Here is an 18,635-nt window from a genome sequence, read left to right on the forward strand (position 1 = left end):
TCTAGCCCGCCAGCGCGGCGCAGGCGCTGCGTCACGCGCGGGTTGTTCTCTGGCGGCGCATTGCATAGGCTTGCGACGCATATCCGAGCCGCCGTCGCCAGGAGAGAGACAATGGGCCTCAATCAACAGTGGATGCAACGCGATCTCAAGGTCCTGTGGCACCCCTGCACCCAGATGAAAGACCACGAGCAACTTCCGCTGATTCCGATCAGGCGCGGCGAAGGCGTGTGGCTTGAAGACTTCGAAGGCAAGCGCTACCTCGATGCCGTGAGTTCCTGGTGGGTCAATGTGTTCGGCCATGCCAACCCGCGCATCAACCAGCGCATCAAGGACCAGGTCGACCAGCTCGAACACGTGATCCTGGCAGGCTTCAGCCACCAGCCGGTGATCGAGCTGTCGGAGCGCCTGGTCGCCATGACGCCGGCGGGCCTGGATCGAGTGTTCTACGCCGACAATGGCTCGTCGTGCATCGAGGTGGCGCTGAAGATGAGCTTCCACTACTGGCTCAACAAGGGTCTGCCGGACAAGAAGCGCTTCGTCACGCTCACCAACAGCTACCACGGCGAGACCATTGCCGCCATGTCGGTGGGCGACGTGCCGCTGTTCACCGAGACCTACAAGGCATTGCTGCTGGACACCATCAAGGTGCCGAGCCCGGATTGCTACCTGCGCCCGCAAGGCATGGACTGGGAAGAACACTCGCGCAACCTGTTCGCCGCCATGGAACAGACCCTGGCCGAACATCACGCCACCATCGCCGCGGTGATCATCGAGCCCCTGATCCAAGGCGCCGGGGGCATGCGCATGTACCACCCGATCTACCTCAAGCTGCTGCGCGAGGCTTGCGACCGGTACGGCGTGCATCTGATCCACGATGAAATCGCCGTCGGCTTCGGTCGCACCGGAACCATGTTCGCCTGTGAGCAGGCCGGCATCCGCCCGGACTTCCTGTGCCTGTCCAAGGCGTTGACCGGCGGTTACCTGCCCCTGGCTGCCTGCCTGACCACCGACGACGTGTATCAGGCCTTCTACGACGACTACTCGACCCTGCGCGCCTTCCTGCACTCGCACAGCTACACCGGCAATCCCCTGGCCTGCGCGGCGGCCCTGGCGACCCTGGATATCTTCGAGCAGGACAACGTCATCGAAGCCAACAAGGCTCTCGCCCAGCGCATGGCCAGCGCGACCGCGCACCTCGCCGATCATCCGCATGTCGCCGAGGTCCGCCAGACCGGCATGGCCGTGGCCATCGAAATGGTCCGGGACAAGGCTGGCAAGGTAGCCTATCCGTGGCAGGAGCGCCGCGGCCTCAAGGTCTTCGAGCACGCCCTGACCCGCGGAGCCCTGCTGCGCCCACTGGGCAGCGTGGTGTATTTCCTGCCGCCCTATGTCATCACGCCCGAGCAGATCGACTTCCTTGCCGAAGTGGCCAGTGAAGGCATCGATATCGCCACGCGCGACAGCGTCAGCGTGGCGGTGCCAACCAACTTCCACCCCGATTTCCGCGATCCGGGCTAGCCCGAGACTTCGCCTCGTACCCTGTGGGAGCGGGTTTACCCGCGAATACAATGGTGAACCCGCTATCGTATTCGCGGGCAAACCCGCTCCCACAGGTCATATGATCCCTTTTCAGCTTTTGAGCAGAACCATGAGACTGTCCCGCTTCTTCATCGACGCCCCCTTGAGCCTTGGCCAGCATGACCTGCCCGAGGCCTCAGCCCATTACATCGGTCGCGTGCTGCGCATGGCGCCTGGTGATGCCGTGCAACTGTTCGACGGCAGCGGCCAGGAATTCCGAGGTCAACTGCTGGAAGTGGGCAAGAAGAATGTCCGCGTCAGCCTGGATCAGGCGCTTGCCGGCCAGCCCGAGTCCCCCCTGCATATCCATCTGGGTCAGGGTCTGTCCCGAGGCGAACGGATGGACTGGGCCATCCAGAAAGCCACCGAACTGGGCGTCGACGAGATCACCCCCATCGTCAGCGAGCGCTGCGAGGTCAGGCTCAAGGACGAACGCGCCGACAAGCGCCTGGCCCATTGGCGCCAGGTCGCGATCAGCGCGTGCGAACAGTGCGGGCGTTCCAGCGTGCCGGTGATCCATCCTCCGATGACGCTGGTCGAGTGGTCGAATGTCGTCGATGCCACCCTCAAACTGGTCTTGCACCCGGTGGCCGAACCTATGGTCAGCCATGCCCGGCCAGAGCACCTGGCGTTCCTGATCGGGCCGGAGGGAGGGCTGAGCGATGCGGAGGTGGAGCAGGCCAAGACTGCCGGTTTCCACGCCGCCCGGCTGGGGCCGCGCGTGTTGCGCACGGAAACCGCGCCCGTGGTTGCCCTGGCGGTCGCGCAGCAGCTCTGGGGCGACTTCTAACGCACGTAGCCGAACACCGCGATGAAGTGCATCAGGCTGCCGGCGATCACGAACAGGTGCCAGATGCCGTGCCAGTGGCGGTATCGGCGATCGAAGGCAAAGAAGAGGATACCCACGGTGTAGCACACGCCACCTGCCGCCAGCCAGGCAAAGCCGGCGGTACCCAGGGTGTGCAGCAGGGGGTCAACCGCCACCAGCACGATCCATCCCATCACGGCATAGATGATGATCGACAGTACCCGCGCTTCCGAGCGCGGCTTGATCTCTTGCAGCATGCCCAGCACCGCCAACCCCCAGACGACTCCGAACAGGCTCCAGCCCCAGGGCCCGCGCAGACTGACCAGGCAGAACGGCGTATAGCTGCCGGCAATGAGCAGATAGATCGACAGGTGATCGAGCTTGCGCATGATCACCTTCGCTCGCCCGCGCGTGCTGTGGTAAAGGGTCGAAGTGGCGTAGAGCAACAACAGGGTGAACCCATAGACGGAGAAGCTGACGATCTTCCAGGGGTCGCCCTGCAACCCTGCCGCGACGATCAGCCAGATGCCGCCGATACAGGCCAGTATCGCACCGACCAGGTGTGTCCAAGCATTGAAGCGTTCACCGTAGTACATGCTAGAAATACCTCTCGAGGTCACGGCGGTTCCAATCCCAAAGGCCTCAGCCGGCGCGCTTCCCCAGTGCCGCCTGGCACACCAGACGCTCCAGCGCGACGAGGTCGGGCACGCGCGCCACCAGGTCTGCGACCTGTACCGCCGCCAGCTCCAGACTGGCGAGGGGCACGTCCACATAGTTGAGCTGGCTGTCGAGCCTGCACGATCGAGGAATACCTTGCAGCAGCACGGCGAGATAGCGCAGTCCAGTCTCTCCCAAGGCATTGAGAATTACGATGCGCGCGCGTTCTCCGCAGGGGGTCCTTCCCCCGCAGGCGGACTCGAAACCGATCAGGGGCAGGCTCTGCCGGCGCCAGTCCACCCAACCCAGGTGCCACGCGGGCTGATTGCTTTCGCAGGTGAACGATTGATGGCCGATCAGCTCGGCAACGGCCACATTGGGCAGCACCAAGGTGCGATCTCCCAGGGGCAGCAGCAGCCCGGTGAGACTGCTGCGCTGGCCGGCGCTGTATTCAAGCATGGTGTTGGCTCCAATGGGCGATGCTCTGCAGCAGGACCGACTCCTGATACGGCTTGCCCAGGTATTCGTTGACACCGATGGCCATGGCGCGGTCGCGGTGCTTCTGACCGGTCCGCGAAGTGATCATGATGATCGGCAAGCCCTTGAGACGCTCGTCGCGCCGCACACGGGTCGCTACTTCGAAGCCATCCATGCGTGGCATTTCGATGTCGAGCAGCAGCAGGTCCGGACGGTGCTCTTCGAGCAGGGCCATGGCATCGACACCGTCCTTGGCCGTCAACACGTTCATGCCGTGGCGCTCGAGCAGGCGCCCGGTGACCTTGCGCACCGTCACCGAGTCGTCCACCACCATCACCAGCAAAGGCCTGGTAGTCGGCGCGAAGGGTTGGCGCTGCCTGGCATAGCTTGCCGGCAGTCGCGCCAGACGCCGCTTCTGCCCACGCAGTTGTCCCAGCAGGTCGAGGATCAACACTACCCGGCCATCGCCTAGCAAGGTTGCCCCGGACAGCCCCGGCACCGCCGCGAACTGCGGACCCAGGCTCTTGACCACGATTTCCCGGCTCGGCGCCAGACTGTCCACCTGAATGGCGAACGACTGCTCGTGGGAATGCACCAGCAAGACCGGCAATGGCACGCTGTGCCCAAGCAGGCGTGGTTGGCTGGGGCCCTGTAGCAGCTCGCCCAGGTAACGCAGGTCGTAGTCATGCCCGGCGTAACGGTAGCGCGGCGGTTCATGCTGGTAGCACAACTCCAGCTCGCCGCTCGGAACACGCACGATCCCTTCGATGGTGCCGAGAGGGATGGCGTACTGTTCCTCGCCCAGGTTGACCATCAGTGCCCGGTTGATCGACACCGTGAACGGCAGCCTGATCTGGAAGCGCGCGCCCTTGCCGGGACTGGACTCGATGCTCATCGACCCACCCAGCTGCTTGACCTCTTCATGGACCACGTCCATGCCCAGGCCGCGCCCGGAAATCTGGGTGATCTTCTGCGCCGTGGAGAAGCCTGGACGCAGTATGAACTGGAGAATCTCGTGATCGCTCAGGCGTGCCTGGGGATCGAGCAGACCGCGCTTGATCGCTTTCTGGCGAACGGCTTCGAGCGGTACGCCGGCACCATCGTCACTCATCTCGATGACGATATCGGTGCCCTCGTGAAGCAGGCTCAGCTCGATGGTGCCCTGTTCCGGCTTGCCCAGCGCCAGGCGCGCGTCACGATTCTCCAGGCCATGGTCGACGGCATTGCGCAACATGTGCTCGAGCGGCGCGACCATGCGCTCCAGCACACTGCGATCCAACTCGCCCTCGGCATTGCCGACCACCAGTTCGACCTGCTTGCCCAGTTCGCTCGCGACTTGCCTGACTACCCGTTGCAGGCGCGGGACCAGACGCTGGAAGGGCACCATCCGCGTACCGGTCAGGCCTTCCTGCAGCTGACTGTTGAGCCTGGCCTGCTGCTGCAGCAGGTTGTGCGCGTCATGAGCGCGCTGGGACAGGGTTTCCTTGAGGTCCAGCAGGTCCGAAGCCGATTCGAAGAGTGCCCGCGACAGCTGCTGTAACTGAGAATGGCGGTCCATTTCCAGCGGATCGAAATCGTCGTAGGCATCGCCTTCGGCCTGCTGGTAGCTGGACGCTCGTGCCTGGGTCTCGGTATCCAGGCGCAGCAGCTGGTCACGCATACGCTCCAGCGTGGTTTCCATCTCTCCCAGGGCGACCTGGGCATCGTTGACCTGCTGCTCGATGCGCCCGCGAATGATGGAGTGCTCGCTGGCCAGGTTGCCCAGGTCATCGAGCAGCTCCGCCGTGACCTTGACCATGTCGCCGGAGGCACGCTCCGGCGCCACCGCCGGCGCTTCGACGGACGCCGCTTCGGCCTGGACCTTGCCGGACGCGCTGTCGGTAAGCGCGGCGCTGCTGAAGTTGCGGATATGATCGATCAGCGCCGTGGCGGCATGCAGGCTCTGGCCAAGCCGAACCGCATCGAGCATCTGCGCCAGGCGGTCATGGCAGCTCTGCAGCAACCCGAACAGGGGCAGGCTGGGCGACAGTTGCCCGGCGGCCAGCAGTTCGTAGAGAAACTCCAGCTCATGGGCCAGGTCGCCGATCGAAGCGATCCGCACCATGCGCGCGCCACCCTTGAGGGTATGCAGATCACGCAAGAGGTTCTCCACCTCGACGGTATTGCGTGGGTCGCCTTGCCAGCGCGCCAGTGCCGCGGCGGCGCTTTCCACGATATCGGAGCTTTCGTCGAGGAAGACCTCCAGCAGCTCCCGATCCGCGGGCGTTTCCTGCTCTTCGGCCGTGGGCCGAGAGGCCGTTGGCGGCGGCACATCGCGTTGCTCGCGCAGCTCGCCGAGCAGCTTGACCGCATGTTCCACGGCATGCCCCCGGCGCACGGCGTCGAGCATGCTGGCCAGGGCCGCGTGGCTACGTTGCAGCAGGTCCATCGACCCTGGGTCGCTGTCCGCTTGCCGGTTCAGCAGGCCCTCGTAGAACAAGGCCAGTTCCTGGGCAAGCATCTCCACCGCGCCCAGGGACGCCATTTGCGCGCCTCCCTGGAGTGTCTGCATGTCATGGTGCAGTTCCGCCAGCAGGGAGGTGTTGTCCGCCTCGGCCTGCCAACGGAGCAGCACTTGGGCGGAGCTGTCGAGGATGTCCTCGGCTTCCTCGAGAAACAGCCCGATCATCGTCGGGCCCGGCATCTCCCCCGGAACGGCGGCGCAGGCATCCTTCAGATCGATCACGCCATGCTCGCGACTGATCAGACCGGCGCTATCCGGTGCCAGTGCCTCGTCGAGCAGTGCCCGCAGGGCAGCCAGGCACTCGGGCCGCGCAGTGACTTCCTGCCCCGCGGCGATCTCGTCAAGCATGTCGATCAAGGCTTCATGGGCATGCTGGGCCTCGATGAAGAATCCTCCAGTGGCTGCCAGGCTGCCTTCCTCCACCGCGCCGTACAGGTCGAGCAGGGCCTCGCAGACCTGGTCCACCTGCCAGAGGTCCGCCAGGTGCGCACTCTGCCCCAGGGTGGTCAGCTCATCGAGCAAGGCATCGAGCTCTTGACGCTCCCCTGGGTGTTCCTGCCAGCGCGAGAGCAGTGACTCGGCATCCAGAAGGATGTCCATGCCTTGGGCCAGGAAACCGGCGATCAACTGTGGGTCGTGCTTGCTCGGCCGCGAATGCCCTGGGCTGCCCTGATGGGCCTGCAAGCGCCTATCGACGACCCGTTCAAGCTGCTCGATCAGTTCGCTCGCCCCGGCAAGCGCCGCCAGCGGCGTACTCGACAACTGGGCCAGGCCTTGGTCGAGCAACGCATGGGACGTTTCCAGCAGAACTTGCTCATCGGGCAGCACCGGCAAGCGGTGCCCTTTGTACTCGCGCGACAGCCGATCCAGTGCCGTGGCCAGCTCGGCGACCGGCAGGATCCCGGCCATGGCGGCGCTGCCCTTGAGGGTATGCAAGGCGCGTTGCAGCGAGTCGCTGATCGCGACCCCGTCCGGGCTGGCTTGCTTCAGAAAGTCCTCGAGAATCGCCAGATGGCCAAGGGCTTCATTGCGGAAGATTTCCACCAACTGCGGGTCCAGCCCATCGCTCTCGTCGGCCGCGGGAAGGTCATTCATCGCCAGGGCGTGCAAGTGCCGCGCCAGTGCTTCGACCTCGACCATGCCCGACGGCTCGCCGACAGCGAAGTCGGCGAGCCGGTCGGGCAACTGGGCGAAGACCTGTTGCAGGGCGATCTGCGCCTGGACACGGAGTTCGACTCGACCTTCCAGCACGCGGTTGAGCAGGTGCTCGGCGCCCCAGGCCAGCTCCGCCACGGCCTGGGCGCGGATCATGCGCCCACTGCCCTTGAGGGTGTGCAAGGCCCTTCGGGTCTCGATCAAGGCCTCGCGGGCAGCGTTGTCGGCACGCCAGTGCAACCACTGACGCTCGATTTCCAGCAGCAGCTCATGGGCCTCCTCGAGGAAAATGCCGCGTAACTCGTCATCGACGGCGTCATTCGGCGCGCCAGGATCGGTTCCAGCGCCCGGCGAGGCGCACATGACCCCCAACGCCACGAGGCTGGTACGTGCCCTGTCAAGGAAAGGTTGGCCATCGGCCAGCGGGTCGGCCACCCGCCATTGCAGGTAGCACTCCGCCGCGCTGAGCGCATCGGCGATAGCGTCCAGGTCGGCCGCTGCCGGTTCCTGTTCGAGGTTCACCAGCCAGCGCTCCACATAGCTCGCACAGCCGGCGAAGATCTCTGCCACCGTGGGCAGCATCAGCATGGCCAGGGCGCCGCGCACCTGTTGCAGCAAGGCCGGCAAGGCCTGCAGGCGCTGATGGGACCAGTCGGACTCCAGACAGTCGCTGATCAGGTCCATGGCTTGCTGCAAGACGCCCAAGGATTCGTTGAGCACCAATTGTCGGACCTCGGCCAGGTCGTTGCCAGGCTGCGGCAGTTGGCCGCTCTCGTCCGATGGACCGACCATGCCGTTCAGGGTGGCCTCGACGTACAAAAGCGCGCCGGCCATGTCCATCAACAGCGCGTCGTCCGCGGCCCGCGTACCCTGGGCCAGGGCCTGCAGGACCACGACCTGGTCGACGATCACCCGTCGCGGCTGCTGGAATCCGAGCACTGCCAGGGCATCGGCCACCTGACGCAAGGGAGCCAGCAAGGGTTCCAGCTGGGCGTACGCCTGGCGATCGCCCCGAACGAACTGATCGAGGCGCTCCTTGATGCGCACGAGGTCGTCGCACAGGGCCACCACTACCGAGCGCAACGCATCGCGGCCTTGACCGGCCTGCATATGCTCACGCCAGCTCCCCAACGACAGGTCGAGATTGGCCAGGTCCTCGGCACCGGCGATTCGTTGTCCGGGGACCGGGCTGCCCATCAGGCTGCCTTGCGCCAAAGGCTCGACGCCGCGGCATCCGCGCAGCTGGTTCAAGAGCGGCAGTACCACCAAGGGCAGGTCGTGGCGGGCTCCGCGCAGGCGCTCCAGGTAAGGGGGCAACTGCTCGATCCCTCGGAACAGCGCGCCCAGGCAGTCGCCACGTGGCGGTACCTGGCTATCGGCCATGGCCCGCCCGAGCAGCTCCAGCTCTTCGGCCAGGCATGTCGCACCGCGTAGTTCGAGCATGCGCAGGCAGCCGTGGACCTGATGCAGATCGTCGACGAAAGGCGCTAGCGCCGTCGGATCGGCAGGGTCGCTGGCGAACCGCTCCAGGGCCTGACGGGCGTTGCCCAGACAGTCGAGAATGGCCGCCTTGGCCCAGGCCAGAGCGACCGTGTCGTGGCGTTCGGGACTCACAGTTGCAGTGACCATGTGTGTGCTCAACGGGGTTCGGCCGGAGCCGGCAGGGTGAAACCGGACACCGAACGGCGCATCTCGCTGGCCATGCGTGCCAGGTGACGAATGCTGTCGGCGGTCGCGCCAGAACCGGCGGAAGTCTGCGCGGTGATCTGCTGGATCACCGCCATGGTATGGGAGATCTGCCCGGCCGAGGACGTCTGCAGCTGGGCGGCATCGGAAATGCTGTGGATCAGGTCGGCCAATGTCTGCGAGACACCTTCGATCTCGGCCAGGGCGACACCGGCATCCTGGGCCAGGCGCGCCCCGCGCACCACCTCGGCGGTAGTCTGTTCCATGGAGATCACGGCCTCGACCGTGTCGGTCTGGATCGCTCGCACCAACGCCTCGATCTGCCGCGTGGCAGAGGAAGAGCGCTCTGCCAGGCGCTGGACCTCATCGGCCACCACGGCAAACCCACGACCGGTCTCCCCGGCGAGGGACGCCTGGATGGCGGCATTGAGCGCCAGGATGTTGGTCTGATCGGCAATGTCGTCGATGAGGCTGACGATATCGCCGATTTCCTGCGAAGACTCGCCCAGCCGCTTGATGCGCTTGGCGGTGTCCTGGATCTGCTCGCGAATGTTGTCCATGCCATGGATGGTGTTGTGCACCACCTCGTTACCCTTGTTGGCGATGGCCACCGAGCGTTCTGCGACCTTGGCCGACTCGTAGGCATGCGCGGAGACCCGATCGATGGATTCGACCATGTCGCCGACCGCCACGGACGCTTCGCTGATCTGCTCGGCCTGGTGTTCGGAAGCCTTGGCCAACTGCCTGGCGGTATTCTGGGTGTCCTGCACGGCGCTGGCGACCTGCATGGCACTGTGGTTGATGGTCGCTACCAGGTCACGCAACTGGTCGACCGAATAATTGATAGAGTCGGCGATGGCGCCTGTGAAATCCTCGGTGACCGAGACGGTGACGGTCAGGTCGCCATCGGCCAGCTCTTCGATCTCGTCCAGCAGACGCATGATCGCCTGCTGGTTGCGTTCGTTCTTTTCGGCGGTTTCGCGCAACTGGCGGTGGGTGGTACGCACCATGACCAGGCCGATGAGGATGATCGAGGCCAGCGCCAGCAGGCCGAGCACGTAGCCGCCCAGGGTATCCAGGGTGCGACCGCTGGCCAGGTTCTCGAAGCCATTGGCCAGGTGCGAGGCCTCGTCGAGCAGCGTTTGCGACAGACTGAAGATATTGCCGGCCGCCTCCCGTACGCGGAACAGCTCGGGCGAGGTCTCGAGGATCTCGTCCACCGAGCCGGCCACGAACTGGAACAGTTCGGCAATCTCGGCAAGCCGGGCACGGGCATCGGCATCTTCGACCCGTGTCACCTGGATGGCCGGGTTGCCGCCAAGCATGCCCTCGAGCACCTGGCCAAAGCGGCTGGCATCGCGACCGAAGGCATCGGCCGCCTGTACCGAGGTTTCATCGCCGGCCAGCACCATGTTCACCGAGCCGAGAATACGTTCGGCCAGCAACAGCTGGCGCTGGGCCACGGCCACCTGGCTGGCCGGAGCGCCGCTCTGCAGGAGGATCTCAACCACCTTCTCGTACTCGACCTGCAGCTGCGGGACAGTCTCGGCCAGTGTCGCGGCCACCTGGTGCAAGGACAGTACGGTCTGCTCGCTGGCGAGGATGGCATCGGTGTTCTTGCGCAGGCTTTCCCAATCGCGCTGCACGGCATCCATTTCATTACGCACCGCATTCGGCGCGGCGGGCAGGCCGGTGGACCTATCGCCCTGCTTGAGGTAGCCCCAGCGCCGCTCGAAATCGTTGCGGGCGTCACTCAGCAGCTGGAATGCCAGGCTCTTGCCGGCCGCTGCCTCGGTGGCGTTCTTGGCGATTCGCTGGGACAGCACGCGCAGCTCACCCGCATGACCGATGTACTGCTTGTCGTAGTTGGACTGGGTACTGAGGTACGCGAAGTTGGCGAACAACAGGATGATCGACAGGATCAGGACGACGAACAGCGCGGTAATCTGCGCGCTGCTGCGCGAACGTGGGGGGACGGATGGGGATGCGGGCTGGTTCACGGTCGAAGTCCTTTACAACGCCACATCGAGAAAGCCCGGCGCCTGGGCCAGGGCGAACGGGCTGAAGATCGCCCAGTTGCGCTCGCGTGCGAAGTGTCCCTGGACAAAGGGCGCGGCGGCGGGGATCAACGGTTGCGGGGGTGCCAGGTCGAGGCTGTCCAGGTTGAAATGCTGCAGACCCAGCACTTCGTCCACCAGCAGGCCGGCGAACAGCGCCTCATGGTCCAGCACCAGCACTCGCCGATGCTTGCCGGACGCGGCGGCGCCCAGGCCGAAGAAGCTGCTCAGGTCCATCACCGGCAGCAAGCGGCCGCGCAGGTTGGCCACGCCGCAGACCCAGGGCTGCACGCCCGGTACCCGGCTGCTGCGCGGCTCATGCAGCACTTCGGCGACCTCGCCCATGGGCGCCACGAACCATTGCTCGACGATGCGAAAGCCGATACCGCTCCAGTGCTGTTGACGAGCCTGCTGCGAAGGCTGGTCGGCCGCCAGCAGCCGACAGCGGTGGTCGATGTCCAGCAGCAACTCGAAAGCGGTCAGAGTGGTCAAGCCTGCAGCACGCCGTTGAGCACCCGGATCAGGGTCTGCTCGTCCACCGGCTTGGTCAGGTAGCTGCGGGCGCCCTGGCGCTGGCCCCAGACCTTGTCGGTCTCCTGGTCCTTGGTAGTGACGATGATCACCGGGATGGCGCTGGTCTCGGCATCCTTGCTCAACTGGCGAGTGGCCTGGAAACCGTTCATGCCCGGCATGACGATATCCATCAGTACCGCATCGGGTTTTTCCTGGCGGGCCAGGGCCACGCCATCACCGCCGTTATCGGCCTTGAGCACCTGGTGGCCATGGTTTTCGAGCATCTGGGTCAGTTTGTACATTTCTGTCGGCGAGTCGTCGACAATCAGAATTCGGGCCATGCTGTTTTTCCTTTGAGGAAAAGAGACGCCGCAGGGGCGAGCGGCATCAGGGTGCGTGTTGTTCTTGCACGGCGAAACCGGGCACATGCTGCCTGATCGCATCGAGCAACTCTTCCTTGTTGAAAGGCTTGGTCAGGAACTGATCGGACCCGACCACCCGCCCGCGCGCCTTGTCGAACAGCCCGTCACGCGAGGACAGGAGAATGACCGGGGTGTCCTTGAATGCGCTGTTGTGCTTGATCACGGCACAGGTCTGGTAACCGTCGAGTCGCGGCATGAGCACATCGACAAAGATGATCCGCGGCTTGTGGTCGATGATCTTGGCCAGGGCGTCGAAGCCGTCGCTGGCGGTGATCACCTCGCAGCCGGCTTCGGTGAGCAGCAGCTGGGCGGTGCGGCGGATCGTGCGCGAATCGTCGATCACCATCACCTTCAGTGGTTGTTCCATAGTTGCGCTACCATCGCTGCCAGGGCGTCGCCTTCAGGGGCCGTGCGGGCCACATGCCAGGCCTTTTTAGCACACTCCGGGTAGGCATTCCATCGGCCCCCTTGACCATCGGTGCCGCCAGCGCCACCCTGACGCACTTTCATTCGAGCCACCGCGGCGACATGCCGCCAAGAGGAATTACCCCATGAGCGTTCGCCTCGGGATTGTCATGGACCCCATCGCGGGCATCTCCTACAAGAAGGACAGCTCGCTGGCCATGCTGCTGGCCGCGCAGGAACGGGGCTGGACGCTGTTCTACATGGAACAGAAAGACCTTTACCTGGGCGCCGGCCAGGCGCGGGCGCGCATGCGTCCCTTGAAGGTGTTCGCCGATCCGACGCGCTGGTACGAACTGGGCGACGAGCAGGACAGCGCCCTCGCCGACCTGCAGGTGATCCTGATGCGCAAGGACCCACCGTTCGACATGGAGTTCGTCTACAGCACCTACCTGCTCGAACAGGCAGAGAGCGAAGGCGTGCTGGTGGTCAACCGGCCACAGAGCCTGCGCGACTGCAACGAGAAACTCTTCGCCACCCGCTTCGCGCAGTGCATGGCGCCGACCCTGGTCAGCCGCCGCGCGGACATCCTGCGCGAATTCGCCGTCACCCACGGCGATGTGATCCTCAAGCCGCTGGACGGCATGGGCGGCGTCTCGGTGTTCCGCCATCGTCCGGGCGATCCCAACCTGTCGGTGATCCTCGAGACCCTGACTCAGCACGGCGCCCAGCAGATCATGGCGCAGGCCTTCCTGCCCGCGATCAGCGACGGCGACAAGCGCATCCTGATGATCGACGGCGAGCCGGTCCCGTACTGCCTGGCACGCATCCCGGCCAGTGGCGAAACCCGTGGCAACCTGGCCGCCGGTGGTCGTGGCGAGGCCCGCGAGCTGAGCGAGCGCGATCGCTGGATCGCCGCCCAGGTCGGCCCGACCCTGCGTGAAAAGGGCTTGCTGTTTGTCGGCCTCGACGTGATCGGCGACTACCTCACCGAAGTCAACGTCACCAGCCCGACCTGCATCCGCGAGATCGACGCCGCCTATGGCACCGACATCGGCGCCCAATTGATGGATGCCATTGATCGCCAGCTCAAGGCGCGCTGACAACCGACGCGGAGCTACCGGGCAGAGTGGGGTATGATGCCGGTCGTTTTTTCTGACCTGTGCCCGCTGTGCCCGCACACGCCGCTCCTGTGGTTGCTGGATACCCGATGACGTTGCCCGCAGACATTCCCGCCGACTTCCTGCCATCCCGCGCACGCCCGATGGCCCGGCTCGGCCTTACCTTGTTCCTGGCTGCCTTGGTGCACCTGGCGCTGATCCTCGGACTGGGCTTCTCCTTCGCCAAGCCCACCGAGATCCGCCGCACCATGGAGATCACCCTGGCCACCTTCAAAAGCGAGAAGGCACCGGAGAAGGCCGACTACCAGGCCCAGGACAACCAGCAGGGTAGCGGCACCCTGGACCGCAAGGCCGTGCCCAAGACCACCGAGGTGGCGCCGTTCCAGGACAGCAAGATCAACAAGGTCACGCCGCCCCCAGCCGCCAAGCCCGAAGTGCGGCCACCGCCCAAGCCTCAGCGCTCTGCCGTGACCACCCAGGCGCCCAAGCCGCACAAGGTCGAGACCACGCCGCGGGAAAGCAAGCCGCAGCCCAAGCCCAAGGCCGCGGTGCCGGAGTTCGACAGTTCTCAGCTGTCCAGCCAGATCGCCAGCCTGGAGGCCGAGCTGTCCCAGGAACAGCAGCTCTATGCCAAGCGTCCGCGCATCCACCGTCTGAACGCCGCCTCGACCATGCGCGACAAGGGCGCCTGGTACAAGGAGGAGTGGCGCAAGAAGGTCGAGCGGGTCGGCAACCTCAATTATCCCGACGAGGCGCGCCGCCAGCAGATCTACGGCAGCCTGCGGATGATGGTGTCGATCAACCGCGATGGCTCGTTGTATGAAGTGCTGATCCTCGAATCATCCGGTCGTCCCGTGCTGGATCAGGCGGCCCAGCGCATCGTGCGCCTGGCGGCGCCTTTCGCGCCCTTCACCGGTGACCTTGCGGAGTTCGACCGCCTGGAAATCATCCGTACCTGGCGCTTCGCCCGTGGCGACCGCCTGTCGAGCAATTGACAGGGTGGGCGCATGGCAAGGCGCCCGCCCATCGTCAAGGATGGGGCGGGTGACCGGTCAGACGCCAACGTGCGTCACGGCATCTTGTCAGCCTCGCCACTGGACGCCACACTATCACCCATGAAAACCCTCGCCCCGAGCTACCTCAAGCACCAGTTCCTGATCGCCATGCCGCACATGGCGGACCCGACCTTTGCCCAGACCCTGACCTACATCGTCGAGCACAATGCCAACGGTGCCATGGGCCTGGTGGTCAATCGTCCCCAGGAACTCAACCTGGCCGATATCCTGGAACAGCTGAGACCGGACGAGGAGCCCTCGGTCAGTTGCCTGCAGATCCCGATCTACAGCGGCGGCCCGGTGCAGACCGATCGTGGCTTCGTCCTGCACAGCAACGAGTGCAGCTACCAGGCCACGGTAGAACTCGAAGGGGTGTCATTGTCCACCTCGCAGGACGTGCTGTTCGCCATCGCCGAAGGGGCCGGGCCGAAACAGAGCCTGATCACCTTGGGCTACGCCGGCTGGGAAGCTGGCCAGCTCGAAGCCGAACTGGCCGACAATGCCTGGCTCAACTGCCCGTTCGACCCCGAGATCATCTTCGGCCTGGCCAACGATCGGCGCCTGGACGCCGCCGCGGCCAGCCTGGGAATCAACCTCGCCCTGCTGACCAGCCAGGCTGGTCACGCCTGATGGCTGAACTGCGACTGCTGCTGGGCTTCGACTATGGCAGCAAACAGATCGGTGTCGCCGTCGGCCAGATGGTCACCGGCCAGGCCCGCGAACTCTGCACCTTGAAAGCCCAGAACGGCGTGCCCGACTGGGAGCAGGTCGAGCGGTTGCTCAAGGAGTGGAAGCCGGATGCCATTGTCGTCGGCCTGCCCTTGAACATGGACGGCACGCCCAGCGAGATGAGCGCCCGCGCGGAAAAATTCGCACGACGCCTGCACGGCCGCTTCAACCTGCCGGTGCATACCCACGATGAGCGCCTGACCACCTTCGAGGCCAAGGGCGAACGCCTGGCCCGCGGTGGCCAGCGCGGCAGCTATCGCGACAACCCGGTCGATGCCATCGCCGCCGCCCTGCTCCTGCAAGGCTGGCTGGATGCCCATCACGGGCAATGACACGACCATCGGTTTCATGCCGGGTCAGCCCGGCGACTTGAGGAGCAAGCATGAGCCTACCCGATCCCGCCGAACTGATCCGGCAGATGGCCGTCGATCTTCGCGCCCATCTGGCCCGCCGCACCATCGTCGATCCTCGCTTCATCGGTATTCGTACCGGTGGTGTGTGGGTGGCCCAGGCCCTGCTGGACGAACTGGGCAGCGACAGTCCGCTCGGCACCCTGGACGTGTCCTTCTACCGCGACGACTTCAGCCAGAACGGTTTGCACCCGCAAGTGCGCCCGTCCGAATTACCCTTCGAGGTCGAAGGCCAGCACCTGGTCCTGGTCGATGACGTGCTGATGAGTGGCCGCACCATCCGCGCCGCGCTCAACGAACTGTTCGACTATGGCCGCCCGGCCAGTGTGACCCTGGTCTGCCTGCTCGACCTGGACGCCGGGGAACTGCCGATCCGCCCTAACGTGCTCGGCGCGACCTTGTCACTGGCCGCCCATGAACGGGTAAAATTGACCGGCCCCGCCCCGCTCGTCCTCGAGCGCCAGGACCTCGCCACCGCATCCGCCCTTTAAGAGTCCCTCGCGATGACGCCAATCGACGCCAAGCGCCCGCTACAACTCAACCATCAGGGCCAGTTGCGCCACTTCCTTTCGCTCGACGGCCTGCCCCGAGAGTTGCTGACCGAAATCCTCGATACCGCCGACTCCTTCCTCGAAGTCGGTGCCCGCGCCGTGAAGAAGGTGCCTCTGCTGCGCGGCAAGACGGTGTGCAACGTGTTCTTCGAGAACTCGACTCGCACCCGCACCACTTTCGAGCTGGCCGCCCAACGCCTGTCGGCCGACGTGATCAGCCTGAACGTATCGACCTCCTCCACCAGCAAGGGCGAGACGCTGTTCGATACCTTGCGCAACCTGGAGGCCATGGCCGCCGACATGTTCGTCGTGCGCCACGGCGATTCCGGCGCGGCGCACTTCATCGCAGAACATGTGTGCCCGGACGTTGCCATCATCAACGGCGGCGACGGTCGCCATGCGCACCCGACCCAGGGCATGCTCGACATGCTGACCATCCGCCGGCACAAGGGCGGCTTCGAGAACCTGTCCGTCGCCATCGTCGGCGATATCCTGCATTCGCGTGTAGCCCGCTCGAACATGCTGGCGCTCAAGGCGCTGGGCTGCCCGGATATTCGTGTCATCGGCCCCAAGACCTTACTTCCGATAGGTGTCGAGCAGTATGGGGTCAAGGTCTACACCGACCTGGCGCAAGGTCTCAAGGACGTCGACGTGGTGATCATGCTGCGCCTGCAGCGTGAGCGCATGGCGGGAGGGCTGCTGCCCAGCGAGGGCGAATTCTATCGCCTATTCGGCCTTACCACGGCACGCCTGGCCGGGGCCAAGCCCGATGCGATCGTCATGCATCCCGGGCCGATCAACCGTGGCGTGGAAATCGAATCGGCGGTGGCCGATGGCGCCCACTCGGTGATCCTCAACCAGGTCACCTACGGCATCGCGGTCCGCATGGCCGTGCTGTCCATGGCCATGAGCGGACAGAACGCGCAACGTCAATTCGACCAGGAGAACGCCCTGTGAGCCTCAGTATTCTCGGCGCCCGGGTCATCGACCCGAACAGTGGCCTGGACCAAGTGACCGACCTGCACCTGGAAGCCGGCAAGGTCGTCGCCATCGGCGCCGCGCCGGTCGGCTTCACGGCCAACCGCACGCTCGAGGCCCAAGGCCTGATCGCGGCGCCGGGCCTGGTCGACCTGGACGTGGCCCTGCGCGAGCCCGGCTACAGCCGCAAGGGCACCATCGCCAGCGAGACACGCGCCGCCGTGGCCGGCGGCGTCACCAGCCTGTGCTGCCCACCACTGACCCGTCCGGTGCTGGACACCTCGGCCGTGACCGAGTTGATCCTCGATCGCGCCCGTGACGCGGGTCACAGCAAGGTCTATCCGATCGGCGCCCTGACCAAGGGCCTGGAAGGCGAGCAACTGGCGGAGCTGGTTGCGTTGCGCGATGCCGGGTGCGTGGCGTTCGGCAATGGTCTCAACGAAATCTCCAACAACCGCACGTTGGCGAGAGCGTTGGAATATGCGGCGACCTTCGACCTGACGGTCGTCTTCCATTCCCAGGACCGCGACCTGTCTCAGGGCGGTCTGGCGCATGAAGGCCCGATGGCCAGTTTCCTCGGCTTGCCGGGCATCCCGGAAAGCGCCGAGACCGTGGCCCTGGCCCGCAACCTGCTGTTGGTCGAGCAGAGCGGCGTGCGCGCCCATTTCAGCCAGCTCACCAGTGCCCGAGGCGCGCGCCTGATTGCCCAGGCCCAGGCGCTCGGCCTGCCGGTCACCGCGGATGTGGCGCTGTATCAGCTCATCCTGACCGACGAGGCGCTGCGCGACTTTTCCAGCCTGTACCACGTCCAGCCGCCCCTGCGCACCGCCACGGACCGCGATGGCTTGCGCGAAGCCGTGAAGTCCGGAGTGATCCAGGCGATCTCCAGCCATCACCAGCCTCACGAGCGAGATGCCAAGCTGGCGCCGTTCGGTGCTACCGAGCCTGGGATCAGCAGTGTCGAGCTGCTGCTACCGCTGGCCATGACCTTGGTGGCGGATGGCCTGCTCGACCTGCCGACGCTGCTGGCACGTCTGAGCAGCGGTCCTGCCGCGGCATTGGCTCTGCCGGCAGGCCAGCTCAAGGTCGGCGCCGCCGCCGATCTGGTGCTGTTCGATCCGAAAGCGTCGACCGTTGCGGGCGAGCAGTGGTATTCCCGGGGTGACAACTGCCCGTTCATGGGGCACTGCCTGCCGGGCGCGGTGCGGTATACCCTGGTTGACGGGCATATCTGCCACGAGGCGTGATCCACGAAACAAGACGAGGCCGGGGCGAAGGAACGGCCGCGGCTCATGGGCATCGCGGCCCGAACATTGGCGGAGTGTCTTTGCGGGACAGCCTTTGGGTATAACCGCATGATGGCCGGCAGCGCAGCGCGTTGAGTCCTTGGCTCTCGAGATCGCTTGTGCAGCTGCCGGCCTCATCGCGGGACAAGCCCGCTCACCACCTGGTCCGCGTCGCGCTTGCGGTCTTTGTTCGCTTCGTGACAGCGCAGCAAAAAGGGCTAGGCGATCCCGCACAAGCCGCAAGCGC

General features: G+C 65.2%; 16 protein-coding genes. 9 read left to right on the forward strand and 7 right to left on the reverse strand.

Annotation, left to right across the window (positions count from 1 at the left end; genetic code table 11):
• Positions 1-111 precede the first annotated feature (111 nt).
• Together G7009_RS14455 and G7009_RS14460 are read left to right on the forward strand one after the other, a co-directional pair.
• On the forward strand, positions 112-1,518 hold the full coding sequence (locus G7009_RS14455; protein WP_181130756.1) for an adenosylmethionine--8-amino-7-oxononanoate transaminase: 1,407 nt from the start codon (positions 112-114) through the stop codon (positions 1,516-1,518).
• A gap of 130 nt (positions 1,519-1,648) precedes the next feature.
• Entirely contained in the window at positions 1,649-2,368 is a 720-nt protein-coding gene (locus G7009_RS14460; protein WP_181130757.1) for a 16S rRNA (uracil(1498)-N(3))-methyltransferase, read from the forward strand.
• Here the strand turns inward: G7009_RS14460 and trhA are convergent.
• The 7 genes from trhA to G7009_RS14495 are packed head-to-tail and all read right to left on the reverse strand — an operon-like array spanning position 2,365 to position 12,223.
• Complete coding sequence (gene trhA / locus G7009_RS14465; protein WP_181130758.1) at positions 2,365-2,982, reverse strand: PAQR family membrane homeostasis protein TrhA; 618 nt, start codon at positions 2,980-2,982, stop codon at positions 2,365-2,367. The genes G7009_RS14460 and trhA overlap by 4 nt on opposite strands.
• A 46-nt stretch (positions 2,983-3,028) precedes the next feature.
• Positions 3,029-3,502: a chemotaxis protein CheW gene (locus G7009_RS14470; protein ID WP_181130759.1), complete on the reverse strand. Its 474-nt coding sequence runs from the start codon at positions 3,500-3,502 to the stop codon at positions 3,029-3,031.
• Entirely contained in the window at positions 3,495-8,807 is a 5,313-nt protein-coding gene (locus G7009_RS14475; RefSeq protein WP_181130760.1) for a hybrid sensor histidine kinase/response regulator, read from the reverse strand. The genes G7009_RS14470 and G7009_RS14475 overlap by 8 nt, the downstream gene beginning before the upstream one ends.
• A gap of 8 nt (positions 8,808-8,815) precedes the next feature.
• Positions 8,816-10,864, reverse strand: a complete 2,049-nt coding sequence (locus G7009_RS14480; RefSeq protein WP_181130761.1) for a methyl-accepting chemotaxis protein — start codon at positions 10,862-10,864, stop codon at positions 8,816-8,818.
• Between the two features lie 12 nt (positions 10,865-10,876).
• Positions 10,877-11,413 carry a chemotaxis protein CheW gene (locus tag G7009_RS14485; RefSeq protein ID WP_181130762.1) on the reverse strand — a complete coding sequence of 179 codons (537 nt, stop codon included), beginning with the start codon at positions 11,411-11,413 and terminating at the stop codon, positions 10,877-10,879.
• Positions 11,410-11,775, reverse strand: a complete 366-nt coding sequence (gene pilH, locus G7009_RS14490; protein WP_181130763.1) for a twitching motility response regulator PilH — start codon at positions 11,773-11,775, stop codon at positions 11,410-11,412. The genes G7009_RS14485 and pilH overlap by 4 nt, the downstream gene beginning before the upstream one ends.
• Before the next feature lie 46 nt (positions 11,776-11,821).
• The gene (locus G7009_RS14495; RefSeq protein ID WP_181130764.1) at positions 11,822-12,223 is read right to left on the reverse strand and encodes a response regulator; all 402 of its coding nucleotides are present in this window, start codon (positions 12,221-12,223) and stop codon (positions 11,822-11,824) included.
• A 184-nt stretch (positions 12,224-12,407) separates the two neighbouring features.
• Between G7009_RS14495 and gshB the strand changes: the two genes are divergently transcribed.
• From gshB to G7009_RS14530, 7 genes are all read left to right on the forward strand, one after another.
• Positions 12,408-13,361, forward strand: a complete 954-nt coding sequence (gene gshB, locus G7009_RS14500) for a glutathione synthase (RefSeq protein WP_181130765.1) — start codon at positions 12,408-12,410, stop codon at positions 13,359-13,361.
• A 107-nt stretch (positions 13,362-13,468) separates the two neighbouring features.
• Positions 13,469-14,374 (forward strand): energy transducer TonB, encoded by a 906-nt coding sequence (locus G7009_RS14505; RefSeq protein WP_181130766.1) that lies wholly within the window; start codon positions 13,469-13,471, stop codon positions 14,372-14,374.
• 120 nt (positions 14,375-14,494) lie between these two features.
• Positions 14,495-15,064 (forward strand): YqgE/AlgH family protein, encoded by a 570-nt coding sequence (locus G7009_RS14510; protein WP_181130775.1) that lies wholly within the window; start codon positions 14,495-14,497, stop codon positions 15,062-15,064.
• On the forward strand, positions 15,064-15,495 hold the full coding sequence (gene ruvX, locus G7009_RS14515) for a Holliday junction resolvase RuvX (RefSeq protein WP_181130767.1): 432 nt from the start codon (positions 15,064-15,066) through the stop codon (positions 15,493-15,495). Before G7009_RS14510 ends, ruvX begins: the two co-directional genes overlap by 1 nt.
• Positions 15,496-15,545: 50 nt before the next feature.
• Positions 15,546-16,064: a bifunctional pyr operon transcriptional regulator/uracil phosphoribosyltransferase PyrR gene (pyrR, locus tag G7009_RS14520; protein WP_181130768.1), complete on the forward strand. Its 519-nt coding sequence runs from the start codon at positions 15,546-15,548 to the stop codon at positions 16,062-16,064.
• A gap of 12 nt (positions 16,065-16,076) precedes the next feature.
• On the forward strand, positions 16,077-17,081 hold the full coding sequence (locus G7009_RS14525; RefSeq protein ID WP_181130769.1) for an aspartate carbamoyltransferase catalytic subunit: 1,005 nt from the start codon (positions 16,077-16,079) through the stop codon (positions 17,079-17,081).
• Positions 17,078-18,349, forward strand: coding sequence for a dihydroorotase (locus G7009_RS14530; RefSeq protein ID WP_181130770.1), 1,272 nt, complete (start codon positions 17,078-17,080; stop codon positions 18,347-18,349). Before G7009_RS14525 ends, G7009_RS14530 begins: the two co-directional genes overlap by 4 nt.
• The last annotated feature ends 286 nt before the right edge of the window (positions 18,350-18,635 follow it).

Origin of the sequence: Pseudomonas capeferrum, assembly GCF_013523055.1 — a bacterium.
Taxonomy (GTDB): Bacteria; Pseudomonadota; Gammaproteobacteria; order Pseudomonadales; family Pseudomonadaceae; genus Aquipseudomonas; species Aquipseudomonas capeferrum_A.

Excerpts from the sequence above, each read along its gene's own strand:
- G7009_RS14455 (WP_181130756.1), top strand. The coding sequence starts at position 112 with ATGGGCCTCAATCAACAGTGGATGCAACGCGATCTCAAGGTCCTGTGG.
- G7009_RS14460 (WP_181130757.1), top strand. The coding sequence starts at position 1,649 with ATGAGACTGTCCCGCTTCTTCATCGACGCCCCCTTGAGCCTTGGCCAG.
- trhA (WP_181130758.1), bottom strand. The coding sequence starts at position 2,982 with ATGTACTACGGTGAACGCTTCAATGCTTGGACACACCTGGTCGGTGCG.
- G7009_RS14470 (WP_181130759.1), bottom strand. The coding sequence starts at position 3,502 with ATGCTTGAATACAGCGCCGGCCAGCGCAGCAGTCTCACCGGGCTGCTG.
- G7009_RS14475 (WP_181130760.1), bottom strand. The coding sequence starts at position 8,807 with ATGGTCACTGCAACTGTGAGTCCCGAACGCCACGACACGGTCGCTCTG.
- pilH (WP_181130763.1), bottom strand. The coding sequence starts at position 11,775 with ATGGCCCGAATTCTGATTGTCGACGACTCGCCGACAGAAATGTACAAA.
- G7009_RS14495 (WP_181130764.1), bottom strand. The coding sequence starts at position 12,223 with ATGGAACAACCACTGAAGGTGATGGTGATCGACGATTCGCGCACGATC.
- gshB (WP_181130765.1), top strand. The coding sequence starts at position 12,408 with ATGAGCGTTCGCCTCGGGATTGTCATGGACCCCATCGCGGGCATCTCC.
- G7009_RS14505 (WP_181130766.1), top strand. The coding sequence starts at position 13,469 with ATGACGTTGCCCGCAGACATTCCCGCCGACTTCCTGCCATCCCGCGCA.
- G7009_RS14510 (WP_181130775.1), top strand. The coding sequence starts at position 14,495 with ATGAAAACCCTCGCCCCGAGCTACCTCAAGCACCAGTTCCTGATCGCC.
- ruvX (WP_181130767.1), top strand. The coding sequence starts at position 15,064 with ATGGCTGAACTGCGACTGCTGCTGGGCTTCGACTATGGCAGCAAACAG.
- pyrR (WP_181130768.1), top strand. The coding sequence starts at position 15,546 with ATGAGCCTACCCGATCCCGCCGAACTGATCCGGCAGATGGCCGTCGAT.
- G7009_RS14525 (WP_181130769.1), top strand. The coding sequence starts at position 16,077 with ATGACGCCAATCGACGCCAAGCGCCCGCTACAACTCAACCATCAGGGC.